The following is a 23,627-nucleotide window of genomic DNA, read 5'->3' as shown; positions in this document are numbered from 1 at the left end:
ATGAAAACGCTTTATCTTTTTTGTGGAATTATCGCGTTATTGGTTTTAGCGGTATTAAGCTTGTTTATTGGAGCGGGTGACGTGTCACCCGTTTCGCTTTTCACCGACCCAGAGATGCAAGACATCTTTTTTATTAGCCGAATTCCCCGAACTGTCTCTTTGATTTTAGCTGGTAGCGCGATGAGCGTTGCAGGCCTAATCATGCAATTATTAACGCAAAACCGTTTTGTGGAGCCTTCTCTTGCAGGAACAACCCAGTCAGCTAGCTTAGGCTTACTTGTGGTAATGATATTATTCCCTGCGGCAAGCATTATGACCAAAATGGTGGTTGCCAGTGGTTTTGCACTTCTTGGCACCATGCTGTTTATGATGCTATTGCGTCGCGTAATTTTAAAATCGGCACTGATCGTCCCTTTGGTTGGGATTATGTTAGGTGCAGTGATTAGCGCATTGACCATCTTTACCGCTTATTATTTCGACTTGTTGCAATCTCTTGGTGCATGGATGAGTGGTGACTTTTCTAGCATCATTCAAGGTCGATATGAACTGTTGTGGTTAGTTGGAATATTAACATTAATTGCTTGCTGGATTGCAGATAGCTTTACGGTTGCCGGTATGGGACGTGAGTTTTCAATTAATGTTGGCCTAAATTATCGTAAAGTAATGACTATCGGTTTATCAATCATCGCCTTAATCAGTGGCGTGGTGGTTGTGGTGGTTGGGGCTTTACCTTTCCTAGGCTTAATTATTCCAAATTTGGTGAGCTTAGTGATGGGCGATAACATACGTAAAACCATTCCATGGATTTGTCTTGCTGGTGGTGGCTTAGTTTTACTCTGTGACATTATTGGGCGCTTAATTCGCTATCCATTTGAAATCCCTGCAAGTGTGATTTTAGGTGTTGTTGGCGCGGTGATTTTCTTATATTTATTGTTGAAGCAACAACGTTATGCAAAAAGTTAATTCATCAATAGCGTTACCGAAAAAAGGGGTAACGCCGTTGCAAAGAATAGGGATACTACTGGCATTATCATTGTTATCCATTGTTCTTTATATGACGGTCAATTTGGGCAATAACCTTGCTTACATTTTGCCGCACCGAGGCTATATTGTTCTCACCATGATTGTGGTGGCTTTCGCCTCAGGGGTTTCAACAGTTCTCTTTCAAACGATTGCTAATAATAAGATATTGACCCCATCTATCATGGGATTAGAAGCATTATTTATATTATTACAAACCATTTTTGTCTTCTATACCGATAGCTTTCCATCCTCTTGGTTATTGAATATTGGTAAGTTTTTATTAGAGTCCACACTACTCGTGCTGTTCTCCGTACTACTTTATCGCTGGTTATTTGTGTCAGTTAAAATGAATATCAACCTAGTATTGATGGTGGGTATTATTCTTGGCACATTATTTCGCAGTGTAGCGACATTACTACAGCGCTTAATGGACCCTAATGAATTTTCCATTTTACAAAGCCGGATGTTTGCCACCTTCACAAAGGGAACACCTGAGCTAATTCTATTCACATTAATGATCACGGTAGTCGTAGGTGTCCTATTGTGGCGCATGCGTTATTGTTTTGATGTTATCGCGTTAGGGCAAGCCAATGCGGTGAATTTAGGGATTAATTATCGCCAGCAAGTCACTGTCATTTTGTTGCTTATCTCAATATTAGTTGCAGTTTCTACAGCATTAGTTGGGCCTTTAACATTCTTAGGTTTGATGGTCGCGAATTTAGCTTATTTAGTGGCTGGCAGTAGCCAACACCGCTATTTGCTACCCGTTTCCTTTCTACTTGGTGTCATTGCGTTGATTGGTGGGCAGTTGATTCTAGAATATGGCTTAAATATGGCTGGGACATTATCAGTTGTTATCGAATTTGTCGGCGGTATTTTCTTTATTTATATGGTGTTAAGAAGGTTTTAGTATGATTGAAATTAGTCAGATATCGAAAAGTTATCAGGATACTAAAGTCTTAGATAACGTAACAACAACAATTAAAAATAGCGGTATTACCTCAATCATCGGGCCTAATGGTGCAGGTAAATCAACACTGTTGTCGATAATTGGGCGCTTGTTACAGCCTGATCACGGTGGTTACGTCAAAGTGAATGATTTAGACGTATCGACAACACCGAGTGATAAATTAGCGAAATGTTTGTCAGTTTTACGCCAAGAAAATCAATTTGCCAGCCGTTTAACAGTCGAGGAATTGGTTGGTTTTGGGCGTTACCCATACACTAAAGGCCGTTTAACCATTGACGATAAAAAGAAAATTGATGAGTCACTCTCTTTTCTAAATTTGTCAGATTTACGTCACCGTTATTTAGATGAATTATCGGGTGGCCAACGCCAACGGGCTTATGTCGCAATGGTTTTATGTCAAGATACAGAATATGTTTTACTTGATGAGCCATTGAATAACCTGGATATGAAACATGCGGTGATCATGATGAAACTGCTGCGTAAAGCGGCAGATGAGCTAGGCAAAACCATTATCTTAGTAATCCACGATATAAATTTCGCTTCCGTTTATTCGGACTATATTGTCGCTCTGAGAAACGGCCGCCTGTCTTATCACGGTAAGCCAGAAGAGATCATGAAATCTAACATTATTGAGGATATTTTTGATACTCCGGTTGATATTAAACGGGTGGATGATCAGTATATTGCTCTCTACTACTAAATTTTCGTCATCCTTCGAGCTGTAGCGGTGTTGGCTACGCTCAGCTACTCGGGTCACATACTTTTGTATGCTCCCCGAGATATCTTCTCTTGCCGCCTTGCTACAGTTCGAATGATTTAGAAAATTAAATGGTTATCATCCTTCGAGCTGTAGCGGTGTTGGCTACGCTCAGCTACTCGGGTCACATACTTTTGTATGCTCCCCGAGATATCTTCTCTTGCCGCCTTGCTACAGTTCGAATGATTTAGAAAATTAAATGGTTATCATCCTTCGAGCTGTAGCGGTGTTGGCTACGTTCAGCTACTCCGGGTCACATACTTTTGTATGCTCCCCGAGATATCTTCTCTTGCCGCCTTGCTACAGTTCGAATGATTTAGAAAATTAAATGGTTATCATAGTTTGAGCTGTAGCGGTGTTGGCTACAACCTAAATGAATGGGAATATTACCGAATAGAAGACCGTTAGTGGCAGAATGAATTCATTGCGGTGAAATTTCAATGTCTTCATCGGTTGTCAGCAAGTCCAGTGGTTGCAACACTTCTAAGCGTTTTATCCCATCGGCATTAACCACTAAACGCGCCAGCTCATTGTAGGTTTTTTTGTTAATTGTGACACGGCGGCAAAGGTAAATATGGTAGACCTTTTCACCAATGATTGCAGGTTCATCATCATTTACAGTGAGTTCTTCATAGCTAATATCGATATATTTTAGAAAATCTGAAATATTAAAGCGTGTGATATCAGCAATTGATGATTGGTTTTTTTCAAACACCGAATGGCGGTTATGAAGCAATACATCTTTGCGGTAATACAGGATATCTTCCATACGTTGGACATTAACTAAATTAACCCAATGGGATTTTTGTCGCATTTCACGGATATCAGGGGAGAGCATGTTTTCACTGATGAAGCGAAAAGATTCTTTGCATAACCCTACAGGGGCCTTAACACCTTCACGATAAATACGTAGCTGTCTATCCGGGATCCACTTTTGGAAAACGCGATAGAGTTGCTCACGACCAATTTCTTTCAGCCTATCTTTGAAAATATAGCCAATAACCATAGCTAAAAATAAATTTGCACTCAACGCGCCATATTTTCCTTGCCAAAGAAAGGCGATTAACGTGGCAAAAATCATTGAGATTGCTGCTGCGATACCATAAATGGAGTGCAATAATAATGGCAACCCACGTTTATGGCGGATCTCTAAGTAAAGGTAGCGATTGATGTATTTTTTCAATAAATTGCGACGATATGTCACTAATTCGGCATCAGTTTCATCACTGGGAAAACAATCAGGGTATTGTTTCTTTAGGTAACGCATTTCTTGATACCAAAAATGACGGATTTCTTCACGTAACGGTATTTGCTTCTCAGCTAATAAATCACGCAAATAATTCATGGTGTAGTAGGTCATAAATTCGTCGCAATAAGAAAATGCATTTGAGCGAATGCTTTCTTCAATTTTTCCCGCCAGTGGCGCTAACGCCCGATAAACCCCGAGGCATTTCGCCATGTTCGCCATAAACTCGGTTAAGTATTCATCTGTTTGTCGTTGGGCGTTTTGGCTTATCATTTTGACATTAATTCGTACCGTGCGCTTAAAGGTTAAAGCATAGCGTTTTAACTTGTTCTCATACTCGTCCAATGAGGGGGGGGTTAATGGGTCACATTGTTCTAACCAGCGTTTTAAGTCATCTAATTCGCCATTTTCTTCTGGTAAAGCTGAAAGCTTAACCGTGGGTGGGCTTAAGCGGATATAGTTTTTGAGGCTACGTTGAAGGCTTGATGGCGTGTATAGATCAGGGTTGACTTGCAATGATGATGGAAGAAAGAAAAAACTTTCGACCTGATAGCGGATCTCTTTTGATTTACGAGGCAATAGAACTTTTTGCTTGATTTCAAACTGTTTTTTACCGTGGATCTTGAGAGACTCTTTAATCATATATTGCCTTATTTGATGCGATGACTCATTTTTACCCTAATGATTGCAGTGCTAATGATTGCAGCATAGCACGTTTATTTATTGAAGAACTTTAAGCAATAGCATACAGGAAGCAATAATGACAGTCTGTGAGGGAATGTTGAAAGATGTGGCAATTAAGAAGTGTTATTATAATGAGGCACATTACTATGCCTCATTATCGTTTAGCTATTCGTTATTGAATAACTTATTTTTTTGCAGCAGGGCGTACCGCTGTCACTTCTATTTCTACTCTCCAAGCTGGGTTAGCCAGTTTAGCGACTTGGAAGGTAGAACGAGCTGGCAGATTAGTAATTTTCTCAGACTCATAGAACTTATTGTAACCGGCCATGAAGCCAGCGAAGTCCATAGTACCTTGAGTTTCTTCACCACCAACTAAGAATACTTGCATTTTAACAACGTCATTCATTGTCAAACCCATACCTTCGAGGTTAGCTTGGATTTGTTTTAATACGTTGATTGTTTGTGCTTCGGTATTACCATAAGACTCTAAAACGCCTTCTTTAGCGTCTGCAGAGATTTTAGAAGGAACTTTTCCGCTTAGGAAAATGAGGTTGCCCGCATTGATTTCTACTGATTCAGAGATAGGGAATCCTTTCACTGGAACGCGTTTAACATCATCAGCTGCATTCGCACTTGCTACACCTAAAATCAAAGGCAGAGAAAGCAATAAAGTTTTATAGCGCATGTAAACTCCTTAACATTATCAAAGTAAATAGGATCTATTAATTTTATCAAAAATTAAACTTTCATTTAACTTTAAACTATTCGCTAATAGATCCACAGTAAAAATCGTTATTTTTCCCGTTTTTTAGTTAAAACGAGAAAGTTTATACGGCGTAGGGTCGATAAATGGTGTTTCACCCATTAACAATTCTGCCGTTAATCGACCAGATGCAGGGCTTTCTGTCATACCCCAGCCTGTAGCGGTGTTGATGACCAGACCTGGATACTGCTCGATGGTTGAAATAATTGGAATTTCATCATCCGTTGGTGCAACAGTACCACCCCAACGCTCAACCACTTTAGACTCTTTAAATACTGGGAACTCTTTTCTCAGTCTTTCTAGAACGCCATCTAAGTGTTCATTGTTTGGTGTATTTGTTGCCGTACGGAACTCTTCGAATGGTGTCTTCTCGTCTAAATTCCAAGATGTTGCCATCATGAAGGAGTTGAATAAGTCTTTACCAAGAGAGAATTCTAATGGTAATTCACCGCCACCTAATACATGTAGGAATCTTGGGCCTAACAGGAAGCTGTCTTTAACAATAGAGCTGGTAAAGATACGTGGTGCAACAGCATAAGTCCCATCAGCTTGTTCACGGAAGTGAATACCGTTAGGTAAGTGTACGTTACCTTTTGGTGCACCTGGTACGCCAGTAATACGCTGTTGTGACAGATAAACGTTTAGTGTTGGAACGTCAATACCTAAGTTACCCATGAACAGACGCGACCAAATACCCCCCGTCAGAACAACACGAGACGTTTTGATTGCACCTTTTTCAGTGACAACATCAGAAATTTTGCCGCCTGCAGTTTCAATACCACGTACTGCACAATTAGTGTAGATGCGAATACCGATTGATTTAGCGTAGTTTGCCATCGTTGGCGTAACAACTTCTGGGTCAAGGCTACCAGAGTCTTCTTCAAAACCACCAATTTTCCATGGGGTTTGCGCATCAACCAGACGATTAGCCAGTTCAGTACCTTCAATCATACGGGTACGTAAAGGCGTATCGAAACCTGGGTTTTCAGATGCAGACTTAATCCACGCTCTTGAAATTTCTAAATCTTCTTCGCTTGAAGGCACTTCAACGCGGCCTTGAACACGGTAGCTGGTATCAGCACCGATTTTTTCGTTCATACCGAGCCATTGAATTTTCCCATAGTGGTGTAAAGGGAAAATAGCTGGAGAGGTTTTGTAGCTGATGATTTGGCTATATGCACGGCCTGATTGCTCACCGCCCACAACACCTTTTTCACAGATAACAACATTAAGACCTTTCTCTGCAAGGTTAATTGCGGTCATGATCCCTTGAAGGCCAGCACCGATGATGACTGCATCCGCAGACTCTGGTAATTTGCCCTCTGTACCAGCAACAGCGGGTACGCGTGATTTAGTCGATTCAAAACGACCTTCACGATTGATCATAGGAACAACCGCAGCACCTCCTGCTAGAACACCAGCAGCACCAACCCCTAATAATAGCTTTCTTCTCGAGATTTTCATCTATAACCTCAATAACAATCTTGTTTTTTATATAGTAAATAATTTCAAATTGAGATAATGATCTTATCATATATTTTGTAATTGTTAAGTGGCGGTAGTATTTGTTAATAAAAGTCATTGAAATGAAATGCGACGTAAATTGATCTACTCAGTGCTGTAAAGGCTTTGTAGGTGATTACTTTATTTTAGAGATATAAGAATTAATATTTTTTTAATGTTAATGTCATTAAAAGTGTACAGGTGTAAATATGAAAATTTAGCTTAAAGGCAATAATTGATGAGGGGGGCAAAGAGGGAGATTAATATTTCACCATAGATGAAAATTCTGAATATCCCTTAAGTTCTAAAATTGGGAAATTAATATATAAATGAGTTTTAAATGTACTTTTTGAGCTATTTTTGTTCATTTGATTATTAATCATCCATTTGTTAAGGCTTGCAGTATTTAAACGTATTTAATATTGATTGGTTAGGTTGCATAAATATTGTCCACTAGGTTAGCTGGGGAGTTGGTGTATAACAAGTTGATAATAAATGTTATTTTTTTCTGTGGTGAAGTATCTAAACAAAAATAAATAACCTAGTCTTTATTAAGGTTAATTATCGTAATCATTTATGAGATAGAATTAGATAAATTTAAAGCAATAGATGTTTTTCATTATTTTTAATGTTGTTAAAAATAACCACTTATTTTCTGATGGCAACGAATAGTAAAAAGTAATAGGACGTATGACAAGAGTGAATAATTAAGATTAAGTAATGAATGATAAATTGAATAATAAGCTAAACTGGCTTTAATGATAAAAAATACAGAGCGATTCATGCGGTTAATAGTCATTTAACAGATGACTCTTTTTATTTTAGGTACATATCATTCAGTTATTTTACTTTATTAGTCGATATGCACCATGATAGGTTCAATTATTAGTGATATGTTCATTTCCTGTGGGAATTTGTGCGAAAAAATTAGCATAATCCTCGGAGCGAACCTGTTGAAGGATGGTTTCAAGCGCTGATAGCGGTGCTTCTGACCAATCGCAGCGAATATCAATGTCTGCGTATTGCCGGTCATTCCATACTTTTAATGCAGCGGAGCGGATGCCTCGATAATCACCACCTTCATCGGCACCGGCTTGCATGGCAATGAGTAATCGATCAGCCAGATCTTGATGAGCATTTTTATGATAGCTTTGATAAATAGCGCTTAGAACCTGTTCACCTACTAACATATTTCCAGCAATGGCTAAGTTGGGTTCCGATAGACTTCCACACCAAGGTAAGCAATATTGACCTGTCCAATCAGCTGTATCACCATAGTTATCCATAATAATTAATTGTCGCCGTTCACAGTCAATATCTTCCTTAACCAGATGATCTAAGCTTTTATTCGCATTATGGCATTGCTGCAAATATTCAATACCTGTTAAGCCAGCAATGGGGTTGGTCATTGCTTGAGTTGCGATTGCCCCCGTTTGGCTTTTGCCATGTAAGACCAATGCACCAACCGCAGGGCCACCCGTTGCCGTCGCTGCACCTATTTTTCCTGTCAATGGGCAGCGCGCCACAATTGAAAATGTCATTTTACACCTCATAAATTAGACCTTGATCAAATTTATCATTATAAATTCTTGCTTGAAATATAATTTATCATCATAAATAAAGAAAAAGGTAAAATTATTAACAAAATTGACACAAATCACATTTCACAATCATATAGCAATGTCAGCACTCAGGGGGAAGCAAATGAAAATGCGTTTATGTAGGTGGATAGCCAGTTTTTGGCTTTTATGCTTTATTTCGCTACCGACATTGGCGGTGAACCATCCTGATGTCTTATTATTAGGGCAAGTTGCTGAGCCGCAGTCATTAGACCCACAAGTGGCAACCGCTGCGAATGATTCTCGAATTTTGGTTAACTTGTACGAAGGGTTAGTTCGCAATGCGGACGGTACATTAACGCTTGAACCTGCTTTAGCCCAATCATGGTCTGTTAGTGATGATGGCCTGACATATACTTTCCATTTACGCGAGAATATAAAATTTCACGATGGTAGCCCATTCAATGCGGATGCAGTTAAATTCACATTTGAGCGAATGTTGGATAACCAGCACCCGTACTACCATACAGGGCCATTCCCATTATCATTTTTCTTTTCTGCAATAGACAAGATAGAAACTCCAGATGATAAAACGGTGGTGTTTGCCTTAAAAGAACCGTTTGCCCCGTTTTTATCGAACTTAGCGACACCTGCAGGGCTGATTGTTTCACCCACAGCAGTAAAGAAATATGACAAAGACTTTAGCCGGCACCCCAGCGGAACAGGTCCCTTCAAGTTTGATGAGTGGACCGCAAACCAAAGGGTGGTCGTATCCGCTAATGAAGACTATTGGGATGGTAAACCCAGTTTAAAACATGTTGTTTTTCGGCCTATCACTGACGCCAATACTCGGGTAGCCGAAATGTTATCGGGGGGAATTGATGCCATGGTGGAAGTCCCTGCTGATAACGTCCCATTATTTGTTAATGACAACCGCTTTCATGTTTATGAAGCCGTAGGGCCTCATGTTTGGTACGCCATGCTCAATGCGTCTCAGCCACCGTTTGATGATGTGCGTGTGAGGCAAGCCGTTAACTATGCGGTAAATAAAGACAATATTGTGAAATACATTCTTCAGGACTCTGCGGGAGTAGCACAAGGGCCCATCCCATCGGCATTTGATTGGGCATTTGATGCAGAAACCAAGGCTTATCCTTATGACCCTGAAAAAGCACGTCAATTAATAGCAGAAGCAGGGGCTCAAGGGCAAAAAGTTATTTTTTATGTCACGGAAGGGGGCTCAGGGATGCTAGACCCGATCCCCATGGCGACAGCCATTCAAGCAGACCTGAAAGCGGTTGGGCTATCTGTCGAAATTCAAACCTTTGAATGGAATACTTACCTATCAAAGGTCAATGCAGGTCTAAAACAAGCGCATATGGCCGAAATGGCGTGGATGACGAATGACCCAGATACTTTACCCTTTTTAACCTTACATAGCGCTTCTTGGCCGGATAAAGGCGGGTTCAATTCTGGTTATTACAGTAACAAGCAGCTCGATAGGTTATTAGACAAAGCTCGAGTCACCAATAATCTCGAGGAGCGCGCCCAGTTATATCGGCAAGTACAAAAAATTGTTCATCAAGATGCCCCTTGGTTATTTGTGGCGAATTGGAAGCAAAATGCGGTCGCTAATGAGCATGTTAAACATTTCAAATTGCAGCCTAACTTTAACTTATTACTTAAAGACGTTCGTAAAGATTGATTAATGTGAATTAAATATTCAATTAATCTTTTGATTTTATGGGGGAAAACTATGTGGTTATACTGTTTGAAACGCATTTTAGCGACCATACCCATACTGATTGGTTTGACGTTAATTGTCTTTTTTATCATGGCAATGATCCCTGGAGACCCTGCTCAAGCGCTGCTTGGCCCTTGGGCGACTCCTGAAAATGTGGCTAGAGTAAAAACAGAGCTTGGGTTGGATAAGCCGTTATATCAGCAATATTTTATTTGGATGCATAATTTAATTTCGGGTGACTTTGGCCGTTCATTTGTTCTTAATCGGCCTGTCGTTGATGAAGTTTTAGAGCGATTTTCTGCCACATTAATTTTGGGCGGAAGTGCGTTGTTACTGAGTTCAGTTTTAGGGTTACTGGCCGGAGTCCTTTCCGCCATTCGCCAATTCAGTTGGAGTGACCGATTTATTACACTTGCTGTTTTATTGGGTATCTCAATGCCATCTTTTTGGATCGGCTTATTGATGATTATGCTTTTTTCTGTTCAATTACAATGGTTTCCGGCATCAGGAATGTACGATATTTGGCAAGGCGGTGGCCTGAACGATTTATTGCATCACCTTGTTTTACCCGCAGTGACGCTTTCATTAGTCGCAACAGGGGTGATAGCGCGCCTGACGCGTACAGCAATGTTAGAAGTATTGCGGCTTGATTTTATTCGCACCGCAAGAGCAAAAGGTTTGAGCGAACACAAAGTGATTTTTCGCCATGCATTTCGCATGGCACTGGTTTCCGTTATCCCAGTCATTGGTATCCAAGCGGGCTTTGTTTTTGGTGGTGCGGTGTATATTGAAACCGTTTTTCAGTGGCCGGGGCTAGGCGCCATGTTAGTGAAGGCTGTGGCAACCCGTGACTTGTTTTTAGTTCAAGGGGGCGTATTGATTGCAGCAGCGTCCTATGTCTTTATCAATTTACTTGCGGATGTTGCGCAAGCCATGTTAGACCCGAGGTTGAAATCATGAGCCAGTCAGTGACCCCTGTTATTCAGCATCGTCATCGCCAATCGATTGGCTCATTATTACTGGCGAACCGTTTAGCAACTTTGGGCTTATTTACGTTATCTATCATTATGCTCTTGGCATTTTTAGCGCCTTGGCTACCTCTTGCTAATCCTGATGAAACAGATTTAGTTAATCGGCTACTTCCCGCTTTTTCATCTGGCCATTTATTAGGTACTGACCATTTAGGGCGAGATATTTTGTCTCGATTGCTGTGGGGAACGCGAGTATCCCTATTGGTCGGTATTTCCGCAACACTAATTGCGGCAATATTCGGCACCCTAATTGGCTTGGTAGCTGGGTATATAGGCCATCGTACTGATACATTATTGATGCGTTGTATTGATATGCTAATGGCATTTCCATACATTTTATTAGCCTTAGCGATTGTAGCGGTACTTGGGCCAGGGCTACTCAATGCGTTGTATGCTATCGCATTAGTGAATATTCCCTTTTTTGCTAGGAATATTCGTGGGTTAACGGTGGGGTTACGTGATAGAGACTTTATTCAAGCTGCAAGGTTGTCAGGTAAAAACCACCTACAAGTCCTATTAACGGAAGTGTTACCGAATGTCTTGCCAATCATTGTGGTTACCATGTCAACGACCATTGGCTGGATGATCTTAGAGACGGCAGGCTTGTCATTTTTAGGGCTAGGTACTCAACCACCGAATGCAGATTTAGGTTCAATGCTAGGGCAAGGGCGCGCACAAATGTTTGTTGCTCCTCATGTGGCATTGGTACCCGGTATTATGATCTTTCTTATTGTGATTAGTTTTAACCTGTTAGGGGATGGCGTGCGTGACATTCTTGATCCCCGGTTAAAATCAGGAGCCCTACAGCGATCACAACCGATGACACAGACTGACAGAGTTAATATTCCTGCGAAAACGGGAGGCGAACAAGTGGTATTAGAAGTCAAAGACTTGTCGGTCGCTTTTCGCCAAGGAAATCAATTACGCCCAACGGTAAAAGGGATCAGTTTTACCGTTGGTGCGGGGGAATGTTTAGGGCTAATTGGAGAAAGCGGTTCGGGTAAGAGTGTTACGGCTTTATCGGTAATGGGGTTGCTTGCATCGCCTCCTGCGTTGGTTACCGCTGGTGGTATTTATGTAGAACATGAAGAAATGTTGTCATTACCGTTATCTGTTATGCAGCGCCGTCGCGGTGCGAAGGTATCCTATATTTTCCAAGACCCGCTGACGACACTCCATCCGCAATTTACCATAGGTGTGCAATTGCGTGAGGCCATTACTGCTCACCAATCGTTGTCATTCTATGAGGCGAAAAATAAAGCCATTGAATTATTGGATAGCGTTGGGATCCCAGATGCGCAGGAGCGTTTTGATGCCTACCCCCATGAGTTTTCGGGCGGGCAGCGCCAGCGGGTAGGGATAGCGATGGCATTGGCTAATGATCCTGTGTTGATTATTGCCGACGAGCCGACCACCGCATTAGATGTTACGGTGCAGGCGCGTATTTTAGAGTTACTCAACCAACTACGCCGTGAACGCGGTGTTGCACTCTTATTTATTACCCATGATTTCGCGGTTATTAACCAAATTTGCGACCGTGTTGCCGTCATGCAGCAAGGTGAGATAGTTGAAACAGGGGAGACACAAACGGTATTACGCCAGCCTCAGCATCCTTACACACAACGCCTGATCGCCAGTGTCCCTAAATTAGGGGAAGGGCGCGGATTTTTAAAACAAGTCCAACAACTTTATGGTCATCAGCCCAATGGTAATGATTTAACATCGGCATAGGAGGTTTAATGAAAAAAGTGATTGAAGTTAATCAGTTGGTGAAAACCTTTGGGCAGCCAAGAAGCCTATTTCACCCTCGTGGACGCCAAGTTCACGCACTAAAAAATATTTCATTATCGCTCTATAAAGGTGAAACCCTTGCTGTTGTAGGGGAGAGTGGCTCTGGAAAAAGTACCTTAGCGCGTATTTTAGTTGGGTTGGAGCGTGAAACCTCGGGGGAAATCACGGTATTAGGGCAAACTCGTGCCGAATGGCTGCAACATGGTTCACGTTCATTTGGGCAAGCCATTCAGTACGTTTTTCAAGACCCGGTTGCATCTTTGAACCCCCGTAAAACGATAGGCGAGACATTAACGGTTCCATTGAAATACTTAAAGCACATGAACACATCACAAAGAGCGAAGCGTTTGGCGGAATTACTCGAAGCCGTCAATATGCCAATCGACGCTTTAGCTTGCTATCCTCATGAGTTTTCAGGAGGGCAGGCACAGCGGTTAGCGATTGCGAGAGCATTAGCTGCGGATGCACGAATATTGGTACTTGATGAACCCGTTAGTGCGCTGGATGTTTCGGTACAAGCGCAAGTTTTATTGTTATTAGAACAACTTAAACAACAGTTTTCATTATCGTATTTATTTATTAGCCATGATTTGGCGGTAGTGGAGTCGATTGCAGATAGAGTTGCCGTACTCTATTTAGGGGATTTGCTAGAATGTCGAGATACCCGCAGCTTATTTGCCGCACCGGAGCATGAATATACGCGAAATTTATTGGCAAGTGCCCCACGAATTCGTGTTGATTCAGTCGATTAGAAACTTATTTAAACCAGTTGAGAAGCTAATATGAGCACCAATAAGCCAATGACGATAGAGTCAGTGCGTATTAAACGTACTGATGAAATCGTCAATGCGATAAAAGAAACCATTATGGCCAATAACCTCATACCCGGTGACCGTTTGCCACAAGAAAAAGAGTTAATTGAACATTATAACGCTAGCAAAAGCACTGTGAGAGAAGCATTAAAGTCATTGGAAGTTCAAGGGTTAATTAAAACAAAAACTGGGCCTGGTGGTGGCGCGTTTATTGATTCAATGACTGAAGCGCGAGCGATGAGTTTGTTATCGAACTATTTATTTACGCGGGATATATCAATCAAGGATATTTATACGTTACGTAAATTATTAGAACCGGTGGTAGCAGTCAGTGCCATTGATAATATCGATAACGCAGGAATTCAAAAGCTGTACGATACCATCGCCATTTATGACCATGAGCCCGTAGATGAAAATGAACGCTGGCAGCAACGAATGGCAGAACTGGATTTTCATGCGGTGGTCGCCAGCTATTCCGATAACGTTTTATTAGTGTTTATCTGCCATTTTTTACAACGCTTACTCAAAGACTTAGCCGTTTGTCAGGACATTTATTTAAAACCTGAGCCTGTCGACAGGCGTCAAGGCATCGAATACCAATATCAATTAATCGAGGCTTTACGCCGTAAAAATGCCGCTAAAGTTCAATCGGTAATGGAAGCACATATGGCTTATGCAGAACAAGCCATGTTAGCGCTACAAGCCACATTACAAGAACGTTTCTTAAGTGAAGATAGGTAATATAATGATAGATAAAGTATATCTGACCTCTGTATTAAAAACATTATTATGCACACCTAGCCCTGTAGGGATGACTGAACAAGCCGTTGCGCAAACTCACCAATGGTTGTCGGAGTTGGGGTTTACACCAAAATACACACGCCGCGGGGTGCTCTATATCACACTCGGTTCTGAAGAACCTAAACGTGCATTGGCCGCACACCTTGATACATTAGGGGCGATGGTGACACAACTCAAACCGAATGGGCGTTTGGCACTGCGTAATACAGGCACATGGGCAGCCCGTTTTGCGGAAGGTGCAAGGGTGACAGTATTTAGTGATGATCACCAATATCGTGGGACAATTTTGCCATTAAAAGCCTCAGGGCACCGTTTTAATACTGAGGTAGATACCCAAGTAGCCGATTGGGATAATTTAGAAATTCGCCTTGATGCCCCCTGTTATAACTTTGCTGATTTGCAATCCCATGGCTTAAACGTCGGTGATATTGTTGCAGTGGATGCTCAACCCGAATTCATTGATAACGGTTTTATTGTATCGCGTCATTTGGATGATAAAGCCGGATGTGCAGTGATGTTAGCCGCATTAAAATCACTGGTGGATGACGGTATTGTGCCAGCGGTATCTTGCCAAATGATGTTCACGATTTCAGAAGAGGTCGGTATCGGAGGCACCCACGGTTTTGGTCCGCAGGTTCAAGAATTATTAGCGATTGATAACTCTGTTTCTGCCCCTGACCAAACTACACGGGATGACGCACTCACTTTAGCTTTTCGCGATAGAACCGGCCCGTTTGATTTAGCAATTACGCGGCATTTATTACAATTATGCCAGCAGTATGACATTCCTCACGTCCGCGATACGTTTAAACACTATCGTTCGGATAGTGCTGCAGCAATTGATGCAGGATGGGATATTCGTGCGGCTTTAGCATGTTTCGCACTAGATAGCTCCCACGGTTGGGAAAGGACTCATTTGGACTCATTAGTCGCGCTCGCGACTTTAGTGAGACGCTATATTGAAAGTGATTTAGTCCCATTACCGGGGCAATCATTGCAAAACTAATAATTTGCGGCTGATGGTAAAAAGCCCTCATATCATTTAACGTGAGGAGGGCTTTGAACATGTTAATTGTTAACTTAGATTGGCTTGTGATAAATATTTTTGCATCTCATCTGCGGGTACCATACCGCCACCTGTTGCCCATACCAGATGTGTTGCGTTGGCCAGTTGCTTAGGCGTGAGTGATTTGGATTGCAAATAATCTGTGTTTTGCGTGACATGCACACAGCCAGTCATACCCGCCAAGGCCGAAGGCTCTAATTTAATAGATTCGGTCTGGTTGAGTAAGCCTAACAGGTTATACATTTCGCTATCATCGATAGTGTAATAACCATCAATCAACCGCTCCATCGCGCGCCCCACAAAACCGGATGCGCGGCCAACGGCAAGGCCATCAGCGGCAGTGATATTATCGATACCAATCTCTTGAACTGACACGCCATCATGTAACCCGGTATGTACTCCTAACAACATGCAAGGTGAATGCGTTGGTTCTGCAAATAAGCAATGGGCGGCATCCCCAAAGGCGAGTTTTAACCCGAAAGCAACGCCACCGGGGCCACCACCAACACCACAAGGTAAATAGACAAATAGCGGGTGGTCGTTATCCACTGTAATCCCTTGTTCTACAAATTGTTTTTTTAGGCGAAGGCCTGCGACGGCATAGCCAAGAAATAGGGTTGTGGAGTTTTCATCATCAATAAAAAAGCAGTTTGGGTCTTTTTCTGCTTCTTTACGGCCTTGTTCAACGGCGATGCTGTAATCTTGCTCATATTCCACAACATTCACACCATGTGAACGCAATTTGTCTTTTTTCCATTGTCTGGCATCTGCGGACATATGCACGCTGACGCTAAAGCCAAGTTTAGCGCTCATAATACCGATGGACATGCCAAGGTTACCGGTTGAGCCCACCGCGATGCGGTATTGGCTAAAGAATTGACGAAATTGTTCTGAGAATAAAATTTTGTAATTATCATCTGTTGATAATAAACCAGCTTCTAAAGCCAATTTTTCTGCATGGGTTAAAACCTCATAGATGCCACCGCGGGCTTTGATTGACCCTGAAATTGGCAGGTGGCTATCTTTTTTCAGTAACATTTTCCCTGTTATTGGCGTTTGATACCGTTTTTCCAGCGCGGCCTGCATGTTGGGAATATCGATAACTTCAGATTCAATAATCCCTTGTGTCGCTTGAGTTTCTGGAAACGCTTTCATCAAATAAGGCGCAAAGCGGGTTAAGCGCGCTTCTGCATCTTGAACATCTTCAATGGTTAGCCCGACATAAGGCAAACCCGCTTGGGTCGTCGTGACCTTTGGGTTGAACCACGCAATTTGCTTTAAATCGATTAAGTCCTGAACTAAAGGGTAGTCAGCAATTAACTTATCAACATTTATCTGAGTCATAATTACTCTCTTTTAAATCACAAATGAAAGTGCAAAAGTCCCGGCCAGCGCGACGAAAGACGCAATCAACGTGGCGACACTATAAAAACGGAATGTTTCGGCTAAAGTCGCATTACAGTACTGTTTGACTAACCAGAACAATGAATCAGTGACGATAGTGCAGCCAATTGCGCCTGAGCCAATGGCTAATGTCATGATTTCTGGGCTAATGTGTGGGTACATTGGCATTAGCGGAGCCACAATCGCCGTTGCACCCATCATCGCAACGGTGGCAGAACCGACAGCGGCATGAAGAATAATGGCGACTAGCCAAGCCAGTAAAATTGGGTGCATATCAATACCAGATAACACCATCGCTAAGGAATCGCTCAGTCCACTGCCTTTTAAGATACCGTTAAATGCCCCGCCCGCACCGATAATCAATAAAATATTAGCGATTGAGCTAAAACTCTCTTCGGTTTTGCTGAGTAATACGCTCATACCCATGTTACGTCTTATCCCTAACATGTAATAAGCGACAAAAGCAGCAATAAACATAGCGGTTATTGGGTTACCAATAAACTGTAAGAAGGTAAATAACTGGCTATCTTTGCTCATGTTCAAGTCAGCGGCTGTCTTGATTAACATGAGGGCAATTGGCAATAACACCGTGAACAGTGTGGCACCTAAAGAAGGTAAGTCTTTTTCTTCACGTACCTCAAGATCTGAGAACGCTTCTGGCACGGTTTTAAACGGTAAGCGATTACCTAAGAATTTGAGGAACAGTGGCCCGCCGACTAATGACGCGACTAGGCCTACGGCTAGCCCTGCAACAATCACCGTACCAATATCAGCACCTAATTCATTTGTGACAAATAGAGCTGCAGGGTGTGGCGGTACGATGCAATGGACGGCCATCAGCGCAGTACACAATGGGATCGCTAACTTTAATAATGAAGTATTGGTTCTTTTGGCAATGGAAAATACGAGTGGGATCAGTAACACCACACCGACCTCAACAAACAGGGTGATACCGCAGATTAACCCAATGAGTACCATGGTGACATCGGGAGTCAACCAACGGCTTTTTTGTAATGTCACTCCAATTCGCTCTGCTGCCCCGGAGATTTCCATCATTTTTCCAAGAATAGTTCCTAGCCCGATAATGGCAGCTAAGAAACCAAGTGTACCCCCAATGCCATTTTCGATAGCGTTGACCATCTCCAATGAATTCATTTGCATGGAGATACCAACAAAGAAGCTGGCGAGTAAAAGTGCTAAAAAGGGATGAAACTTAAATTTAATAATTGAAACGATGATTAGTAAAATACTGATAACTAAAGTACCAATCATCCACATTGTAGAGTCCATATCCTACCTCTGATCATCTTGTTATTGTTTTTCTATTGGATAATAAATATTCAGTGGTGACAAACGATGAAACACGAGCTTTAGATGAATCAAATTAACTCAAAGGTGTGATATTAGTCATATAAAACGGAGGATAGCGTCTTTGGGTCATCTAAATTCATCTTAAAAAGGGTATTGTAGAAATCATTGAGTATCGTTGTTTTTATTGGAGGCGTTGATGTCAGAAAATTTCAATCAATTTGAGCAATCTGGATTTATTCAATGGAATAAACGGCTATCAAGTTATCAGCTATCGCGCCTACATACCTTTGAAGCAGCAGCACGGCATAGCTCTTTTGCATTAGCGGCAGAGGAGCTGGCATTAACACCCAGTGCAGTTAGCCACCGAATTAATACGTTAGAAGGGGAGTTAGGTTTTAAATTATTTGAGCGTTTTCATCGGCGTATTGAGCTGACGATTGATGGTGAGCGAATTTATTGGGCACTACGCAAAAATTTGGATGATATTAACCAAGAAATTATTGATATCAAGAACCAAGAAATCTCGGGTGAACTTACGGTGTATTCACGACCATCCATCGCCCAGTGTTGGTTAATTCCCAAAATTGCGGATTTTGCTAACCAATATCCCTCAATTCAGTTAAATCTATTAACGGGCAACGATGACGTTAACTTTCGTGGCTATGGCATTGATATTGCTATTTATTATGATGATATTACTCGGCCCAATTTATATTGTGAAGATTTAATGTCAGAGTCAATTGTTCCGGTCTGTAGTCCGCAATATGCTAAACAACATGATTTGCTTAATAATATTCATCAATTGAAAAATTGTACTTTGCTACATGATAGACAAGCTTGGAGCAGTAACTCTGATTATGATGAATGGAAGGCGTGGAGTGAACATTACCAATTAACCTTGTTTCCTCATCGCCGAAACCTATGCTTTGATCGCTCTGATTTAGCGATTGTTGCCGCAATGAACCATGCCGGTGTGGCGATGGGACGTAAACAATTAGTTGAAAAACGCTTAAAGCGCCAAGAACTGGTAATGCCATTTGGTGATATTTCGCTGAAGTGCCAACAGCGCCACTATTTTGCGATGCTAAATGATAAACGAAACCCGAAGGCGGATATTTTTATTCAATGGTTAAAACAGCAAGTTAACGCAATACCACAAGTAAAATGATGCTTATTCGAGTAAGATAACCTCTTGGTGATGTTTCTAGAGAATGGAAAAACCTGAAGCTATGGCCCCGAAAACGCAAAAAGTTGCCACGATCAAAGATGTCGCTGCCAAAGCTCAGGCAGGGAAAACCAGTATCTCACGTTATTTGAATGGTGAATTTCATTTGCTTTCTGATAATTTACGTCAACGCATTGAAAGCGCCATTCGTGAATTAAACTATCGCCCAAACCAAATGGCGCGCAGCTTGAAACATGGGCGGACAGGCTTGATTGGCTTGATTATTGCCGATATTGGTAATCCATTCTCTGTTGAAGTATTAAAAGGGGTAGAAGCCGAGTCAATCAAACAAGGTTTCATGACCGTGGTTTGCAATGCAGATAACAGCATTGAGCGTGAATGCCAATTTATTCAATTGCTAAAAGGTTACCGCGTTGATGGGCTTATCATAAATTCAGCGGGTGTTAACGAACAATTCATTGAAGTGCTGAAAGAAACCACCCTACCTTTCGTCTTGTTAGATAGAAAAATCGACAATTTTCCCAGTGACATGGTGGGGCTAGATAACCCCGCTTCTGCACAAATGGCCTTTAATCATCTGATTGAACAAGGGTTTGAAGCGATTTGCTTCGTGACTGAGCCCATTGTGTATAACAGCGCACGCCAAGAGCGCTTACAGACCTTTCAAGCGTTATCGCAGAGCCATCAACATATCCAAAGCGAATTTCATGAAGTGACCTTGCCTGACCCTGCAAAATTAGAGGCCATTGTTGCCGATTTTTGTACTGCACATCGTGGTATGCGCAAAGTGATTGTTGCCGCTAATGGCGTACTGACCTTGCAGCTGGCGTATGTCATGAATAAACAAGGGTTACGTTGGGGAACGGATATTGGCTTTTTGAGTTTCGATAACCTCGAATGGGCGGCATTGGCTGGGCAAGGGGTAACCTCAGTGTCTCAACCGACAGCGGAAATGGGGCATAAAGCGGTGGAGTGCTTATTGGAAAAACTTGAAAACCCAGATAAGCCACCAATGCAATATTTATTTAATGGGGAATTGCTGATCCGAAAATCGACGACATTGTAGTCTTTGGGGCTAAGTTATTCGGTTCTTAAAATTTGGTTACCATTTACCAATTTAGCTTAAGGTTTATTACATGTATACTGGTGTTTAGACTAAATTATAACCATTTTGAGAGCATAGGGAACATATGAAAAAGATAGGGATATTATTGCTAGCTAGCCTTGTTTTAGCGGGTTGTAGCACCAGAAGTCAGGTCAAAGAGTATACCTGCCAAGTAGACCAAAGTTATAATCACATCACATTAGAACGTAACGGCAAATTTACCTTTCCAACAGGGGCAAGTAAGGTACAAGTCTTTTTCAATAATGGTCAGGTCAATATTGTTGATTTTGTTGGCTATGAGTATATGAGTTATCCGCTAGTGAAGAGTACAGAGCAGCGACGCGTTGAGAAAATAAAAGATTTTAACATCGTGATAAATAAAGGTGATTATTATTCTGATGTCAATGGCATGTTGGAGATTTACTCACCCAGTCAAAAAACCGTTGGATTATATTATTTAGCACCATCAACCAGTAAACTGAATTCTATCCAATTTTTGACCGAGTGTGAACGAAGCAATGTTGCTCGCCCGGGACGCGCTCATGCGCATTGATGGGTAAATAGGCAAAGAACCCTAACAAATTAGGGTTCTTTAGGTTCTGAGTTATTTTGCTGTTTCAGGGTTAACACAGTTTTGGCTTAGGTCACCCTTTAAAGCCGCTATTAGGTTATCAACGGCACATTCGACCATAGCATAACGGGTTTCATGGGTGGCAGAACCGATGTGCGGCAGAGCAACCACATTTGGCAGCGTGAGTAGCTTAGAGTTGCTTGGAAGCGGCTCCACCTCAAACACATCTAAACCCGCCCCGCGAATTGTGCCACTTTCTAATGCATCGATCAGGGCGGCTTCATCGACGATACGGCCTCTTGAACCGTTGATCAAAAATGCACTGGGTTTCATTTTTGCCAACTCATTTTTACCGATCAACTTTTCGGTTGACGCTGATAATGGCAGCACGACACAGACAAAATCCGATTCTGCCAGCAACGTATCGAGGTCACAACGACGTGCCTTAAGTTGGGTTTCTGCATCGGGGTGGATATGGTTATTGTAATAGAGAACTGGCATCCCGAAGCCTAAATAAGCGCGTTTGGCAACGGCATAGCCAATGCGGCCCATGCCTAAAATACCGATAGTTTTCCCATTCACATTACTGCCATATGCATCTTCACCAATACTTTGAGTCCATTGGCCATTTTTGACCATCTCAGCCATTTCGATAATGCGGCGTGCACTGCAAAGCACTAACGTAAAAATGGTATCGGCGGTGGTTTCGGTTAATACATTAGGTGTATGCATTAATGCAATCTTTCTAGCATTCATTGCATCAATATCAAATTGATCGACACCAACGGAAATGGTCGATGCCGCTTTCAAATTCGGAGCATTGGCAATGTCATCTGCCGTGATAGGATAGCTGGCCCCGATAATGCCGTCAGCGCGGGATAACGCTTGTTTAAAGCTAGCGAGATTTTCAGGTGTAACGCTATCAAATACAGTAACATTAAAGTGTTGCTGTAGCCGTTCAAGTTGATCCGTAGGAATGGATTTATATAAAATAATATTCTGTTTCATAGTATCCCTTTTAAGCATGCTTCGTGATGACAACATCACTGTTTTGTTCTTGGTTTGGTTTGACTATCAAGGTAAAGAAAACCGAGGCTAATAATGCGAGTCCCATAAACATATACGAAGCACTTGGGCTACCTGTTGCTCCATTTAAATAGCCAACAAACCATGAACCAAAGAATGAACCTAATGCGCCCATACTATTGATTAATGCCATTGCACCACCTGCAACGTTCTTTGGCAACATTTCAGGAATGATAGCGAAGAAGGGCCCATATGGGGCGTACATTGCTGCACCCGCAATCACTAATAAGGTATAAGAGAACCAAAAATTCGTGCTACCGAGTAAGTACGAACCGAGGAAGCAAATCGCACCGAGTAAAAGCATTGGCCAAACGAATAGTTTGCGGTTATGCATACGGTCAGATGCCCATGATACGAGGATCATCGCTAAGGTTGCCGCAAGGTAAGGAACGGCAGAAAGCCAGCCTGTTTCTACCATCCCAAGGTTAGATGCTCCACGAATAATAGATGGCAGCCACAGTACGAAGCCATACACACCGATGCTCCAGCAAAAATACTGGGCGCACAGTAAAATCACGTTACGTGATTTAAAAGCTTCACGGTAGTTACGGACAGGTTTGATGTTTTTCTGTTCGTCACTGAGAATTTTATCTAATGCCTCTTTTTCAGTCTGGCTTAGCCAATTCACTTGGCTTGGTTTATCACGTGCTGTTCTCCACCAGAAAAAAGCCCACAAAATCGCTGGAACCCCTTCAATGATAAACATTTCACGCCAACCGAACGCTTGAATGAGATAACCGGATAGCACGGACATCCACAACACCGTGACTGGGTTACCTAAAATTAAAAAGGTATTGGCGCGTGAGCGTTCTGATTGAGTGAACCAGTTACTGATATAGATGAGCATCGCTGGCATCACGGCGGCTTCAACGACACCCAAACTAAAGCGAATAATCACTAGCATTGGGATATTACTGACCATTCCCGTTAAGCTGGCAAACATTCCCCAGAGAAAAATACAGGCAAAAATCAGTTTGCGGACACTGCGCTTTTCCGCGTAGATAGCGCCTGGTATTTGGAAAAAGAAATAGCCAAGGAAAAATAATGAGCCGAGTAGTGACGACATCCCTTTGGTAATGCCTAAGTCAGCGTTGATACCTGCAGCGGCGGCAAAGCTGTAGTTTGCTCTATCCAAATAAGCAAGGCTATAGGTGATAAACACGATTGGCATGATGCGCCACCAACGTGACATTGCTGGAGTATTCATTGTCATA

At 42.1% G+C, this 23,627-nt stretch carries 20 protein-coding genes; 12 read left to right on the top strand and 8 right to left on the bottom strand.

Features of this window, described 5'->3' with window-relative positions:
- The 3 genes from M1F26_RS16765 to M1F26_RS16755 are packed head-to-tail and all read left to right on the top strand — an operon-like array spanning window position 1 to window position 2,693.
- Complete coding sequence (locus M1F26_RS16765; protein WP_125890591.1) at window positions 1–963, top strand: ABC transporter permease; 963 nt, start codon at window positions 1–3, stop codon at window positions 961–963.
- Entirely contained in the window at window positions 950–1,933 is a 984-nt protein-coding gene (locus M1F26_RS16760) for an iron chelate uptake ABC transporter family permease subunit (protein WP_140171757.1), read from the top strand. Before M1F26_RS16765 ends, M1F26_RS16760 begins: the two co-directional genes overlap by 14 nt.
- Window position 1,934: 1 nt before the next feature.
- Window positions 1,935–2,693 carry an ABC transporter ATP-binding protein gene (locus M1F26_RS16755; RefSeq protein WP_318837617.1) on the top strand — a complete coding sequence of 253 codons (759 nt, stop codon included), beginning with the start codon at window positions 1,935–1,937 and terminating at the stop codon, window positions 2,691–2,693.
- A 478-nt stretch (window positions 2,694–3,171) separates the two neighbouring features.
- On the opposite strand, the gene M1F26_RS16750 is transcribed toward M1F26_RS16755, so the two are convergent.
- The 4 genes from M1F26_RS16750 to M1F26_RS16735 all read right to left on the bottom strand — a co-directional run bounded on the left by M1F26_RS16750 (window position 3,172) and on the right by M1F26_RS16735 (window position 8,487).
- The gene (locus M1F26_RS16750; protein WP_140171756.1) at window positions 3,172–4,638 is read right to left on the bottom strand and encodes a hypothetical protein; all 1,467 of its coding nucleotides are present in this window, start codon (window positions 4,636–4,638) and stop codon (window positions 3,172–3,174) included.
- 226 nt (window positions 4,639–4,864) lie between these two features.
- Window positions 4,865–5,365, bottom strand: a complete 501-nt coding sequence (locus M1F26_RS16745) for a RidA family protein (RefSeq protein ID WP_004259262.1) — start codon at window positions 5,363–5,365, stop codon at window positions 4,865–4,867.
- 123 nt (window positions 5,366–5,488) lie between these two features.
- A complete protein-coding gene (locus M1F26_RS16740; RefSeq protein ID WP_004259261.1) occupies window positions 5,489–6,907 on the bottom strand; it encodes an NAD(P)/FAD-dependent oxidoreductase in 1,419 nt (472 codons plus the stop codon).
- Window positions 6,908–7,824: 917 nt separating this feature from the next.
- Window positions 7,825–8,487 (bottom strand): DUF1028 domain-containing protein, encoded by a 663-nt coding sequence (locus M1F26_RS16735; RefSeq protein ID WP_140171755.1) that lies wholly within the window; start codon window positions 8,485–8,487, stop codon window positions 7,825–7,827.
- Window positions 8,488–8,650: 163 nt separating this feature from the next.
- On the opposite strand from M1F26_RS16735, the gene M1F26_RS16730 reads away from it, so the two are divergent.
- The 6 genes from M1F26_RS16730 to M1F26_RS16705 are packed head-to-tail and all read left to right on the top strand — an operon-like array spanning window position 8,651 to window position 15,690.
- Window positions 8,651–10,210 carry an ABC transporter substrate-binding protein gene (locus M1F26_RS16730; protein WP_110591144.1) on the top strand — a complete coding sequence of 520 codons (1,560 nt, stop codon included), beginning with the start codon at window positions 8,651–8,653 and terminating at the stop codon, window positions 10,208–10,210.
- Window positions 10,211–10,261: 51 nt separating this feature from the next.
- Window positions 10,262–11,209 carry an ABC transporter permease gene (locus tag M1F26_RS16725; RefSeq protein ID WP_140171754.1) on the top strand — a complete coding sequence of 316 codons (948 nt, stop codon included), beginning with the start codon at window positions 10,262–10,264 and terminating at the stop codon, window positions 11,207–11,209.
- A complete protein-coding gene (locus M1F26_RS16720) occupies window positions 11,206–13,011 on the top strand; it encodes a dipeptide/oligopeptide/nickel ABC transporter permease/ATP-binding protein (protein WP_140171753.1) in 1,806 nt (601 codons plus the stop codon). Before M1F26_RS16725 ends, M1F26_RS16720 begins: the two co-directional genes overlap by 4 nt.
- An 8-nt stretch (window positions 13,012–13,019) precedes the next feature.
- Window positions 13,020–13,823: an ABC transporter ATP-binding protein gene (locus M1F26_RS16715; RefSeq protein WP_140171752.1), complete on the top strand. Its 804-nt coding sequence runs from the start codon at window positions 13,020–13,022 to the stop codon at window positions 13,821–13,823.
- Between the two features lie 30 nt (window positions 13,824–13,853).
- Window positions 13,854–14,624, top strand: a complete 771-nt coding sequence (locus tag M1F26_RS16710) for a FadR/GntR family transcriptional regulator (protein WP_318837616.1) — start codon at window positions 13,854–13,856, stop codon at window positions 14,622–14,624.
- 4 nt (window positions 14,625–14,628) lie between these two features.
- Window positions 14,629–15,690, top strand: a complete 1,062-nt coding sequence (locus tag M1F26_RS16705; protein WP_036958059.1) for an osmoprotectant NAGGN system M42 family peptidase — start codon at window positions 14,629–14,631, stop codon at window positions 15,688–15,690.
- A gap of 69 nt (window positions 15,691–15,759) precedes the next feature.
- Here M1F26_RS16705 and dsdA read toward each other — a convergent pair whose 3' ends face one another.
- Window positions 15,760–17,094, bottom strand: a complete 1,335-nt coding sequence (gene dsdA / locus M1F26_RS16700; protein ID WP_140171751.1) for a D-serine ammonia-lyase — start codon at window positions 17,092–17,094, stop codon at window positions 15,760–15,762.
- 12 nt (window positions 17,095–17,106) lie between these two features.
- Entirely contained in the window at window positions 17,107–18,444 is a 1,338-nt protein-coding gene (dsdX, locus tag M1F26_RS16695; RefSeq protein WP_318837615.1) for a D-serine transporter DsdX, read from the bottom strand.
- A 217-nt stretch (window positions 18,445–18,661) separates the two neighbouring features.
- Between dsdX and dsdC the strand changes: the two genes are divergently transcribed.
- From dsdC to M1F26_RS16680, 3 genes are all read left to right on the top strand, one after another.
- Window positions 18,662–19,633, top strand: coding sequence for a DNA-binding transcriptional regulator DsdC (dsdC, locus tag M1F26_RS16690; protein ID WP_164565563.1), 972 nt, complete (start codon window positions 18,662–18,664; stop codon window positions 19,631–19,633).
- Window positions 19,634–19,676: 43 nt separating this feature from the next.
- Window positions 19,677–20,717 (top strand): LacI family DNA-binding transcriptional regulator, encoded by a 1,041-nt coding sequence (locus M1F26_RS16685; RefSeq protein ID WP_094961590.1) that lies wholly within the window; start codon window positions 19,677–19,679, stop codon window positions 20,715–20,717.
- A 124-nt stretch (window positions 20,718–20,841) separates the two neighbouring features.
- Entirely contained in the window at window positions 20,842–21,309 is a 468-nt protein-coding gene (locus M1F26_RS16680; protein ID WP_140171748.1) for a hypothetical protein, read from the top strand.
- A gap of 51 nt (window positions 21,310–21,360) precedes the next feature.
- Here the strand turns inward: M1F26_RS16680 and M1F26_RS16675 are convergent, their stop codons facing one another.
- On the bottom strand, window positions 21,361–22,335 hold the full coding sequence (locus tag M1F26_RS16675; protein WP_140171747.1) for an NAD(P)-dependent oxidoreductase: 975 nt from the start codon (window positions 22,333–22,335) through the stop codon (window positions 21,361–21,363).
- 10 nt (window positions 22,336–22,345) lie between these two features.
- On the bottom strand, window positions 22,346–23,626 hold the full coding sequence (locus M1F26_RS16670; protein ID WP_140171746.1) for an MFS transporter: 1,281 nt from the start codon (window positions 23,624–23,626) through the stop codon (window positions 22,346–22,348).
- Window position 23,627: the final 1 nt, after the last annotated feature.

The organism is Providencia sp. PROV048, from assembly GCF_033688165.1.
In the GTDB taxonomy this organism is placed as follows: Bacteria; Pseudomonadota; Gammaproteobacteria; order Enterobacterales; family Enterobacteriaceae; genus Providencia; species Providencia hangzhouensis.
This window is presented reverse-complemented; position numbering and strand designations above follow the sequence as displayed.

Coding starts and splice junctions, on each gene's coding strand:
- M1F26_RS16675 (WP_140171747.1), bottom strand. CDS start 22,335: ATGAAACAGAATATTATTTTATATAAATCCATTCCTACGGATCAACTT.
- M1F26_RS16765 (WP_125890591.1), top strand. CDS start 1: ATGAAAACGCTTTATCTTTTTTGTGGAATTATCGCGTTATTGGTTTTA.
- dsdC (WP_164565563.1), top strand. CDS start 18,662: ATGTCAGAAAATTTCAATCAATTTGAGCAATCTGGATTTATTCAATGG.
- M1F26_RS16720 (WP_140171753.1), top strand. CDS start 11,206: ATGAGCCAGTCAGTGACCCCTGTTATTCAGCATCGTCATCGCCAATCG.
- dsdA (WP_140171751.1), bottom strand. CDS start 17,094: ATGACTCAGATAAATGTTGATAAGTTAATTGCTGACTACCCTTTAGTT.
- M1F26_RS16710 (WP_318837616.1), top strand. CDS start 13,854: ATGAGCACCAATAAGCCAATGACGATAGAGTCAGTGCGTATTAAACGT.
- M1F26_RS16730 (WP_110591144.1), top strand. CDS start 8,651: ATGAAAATGCGTTTATGTAGGTGGATAGCCAGTTTTTGGCTTTTATGC.
- M1F26_RS16750 (WP_140171756.1), bottom strand. CDS start 4,638: ATGATTAAAGAGTCTCTCAAGATCCACGGTAAAAAACAGTTTGAAATC.
- M1F26_RS16715 (WP_140171752.1), top strand. CDS start 13,020: ATGAAAAAAGTGATTGAAGTTAATCAGTTGGTGAAAACCTTTGGGCAG.
- M1F26_RS16735 (WP_140171755.1), bottom strand. CDS start 8,487: ATGACATTTTCAATTGTGGCGCGCTGCCCATTGACAGGAAAAATAGGT.
- M1F26_RS16745 (WP_004259262.1), bottom strand. CDS start 5,365: ATGCGCTATAAAACTTTATTGCTTTCTCTGCCTTTGATTTTAGGTGTA.
- M1F26_RS16740 (WP_004259261.1), bottom strand. CDS start 6,907: ATGAAAATCTCGAGAAGAAAGCTATTATTAGGGGTTGGTGCTGCTGGT.
- M1F26_RS16670 (WP_140171746.1), bottom strand. CDS start 23,626: ATGACAATGAATACTCCAGCAATGTCACGTTGGTGGCGCATCATGCCA.
- M1F26_RS16725 (WP_140171754.1), top strand. CDS start 10,262: ATGTGGTTATACTGTTTGAAACGCATTTTAGCGACCATACCCATACTG.
- M1F26_RS16705 (WP_036958059.1), top strand. CDS start 14,629: ATGATAGATAAAGTATATCTGACCTCTGTATTAAAAACATTATTATGC.
- M1F26_RS16680 (WP_140171748.1), top strand. CDS start 20,842: ATGAAAAAGATAGGGATATTATTGCTAGCTAGCCTTGTTTTAGCGGGT.
- M1F26_RS16755 (WP_318837617.1), top strand. CDS start 1,935: ATGATTGAAATTAGTCAGATATCGAAAAGTTATCAGGATACTAAAGTC.
- dsdX (WP_318837615.1), bottom strand. CDS start 18,444: ATGGACTCTACAATGTGGATGATTGGTACTTTAGTTATCAGTATTTTA.
- M1F26_RS16760 (WP_140171757.1), top strand. CDS start 950: ATGCAAAAAGTTAATTCATCAATAGCGTTACCGAAAAAAGGGGTAACG.
- M1F26_RS16685 (WP_094961590.1), top strand. CDS start 19,677: ATGGAAAAACCTGAAGCTATGGCCCCGAAAACGCAAAAAGTTGCCACG.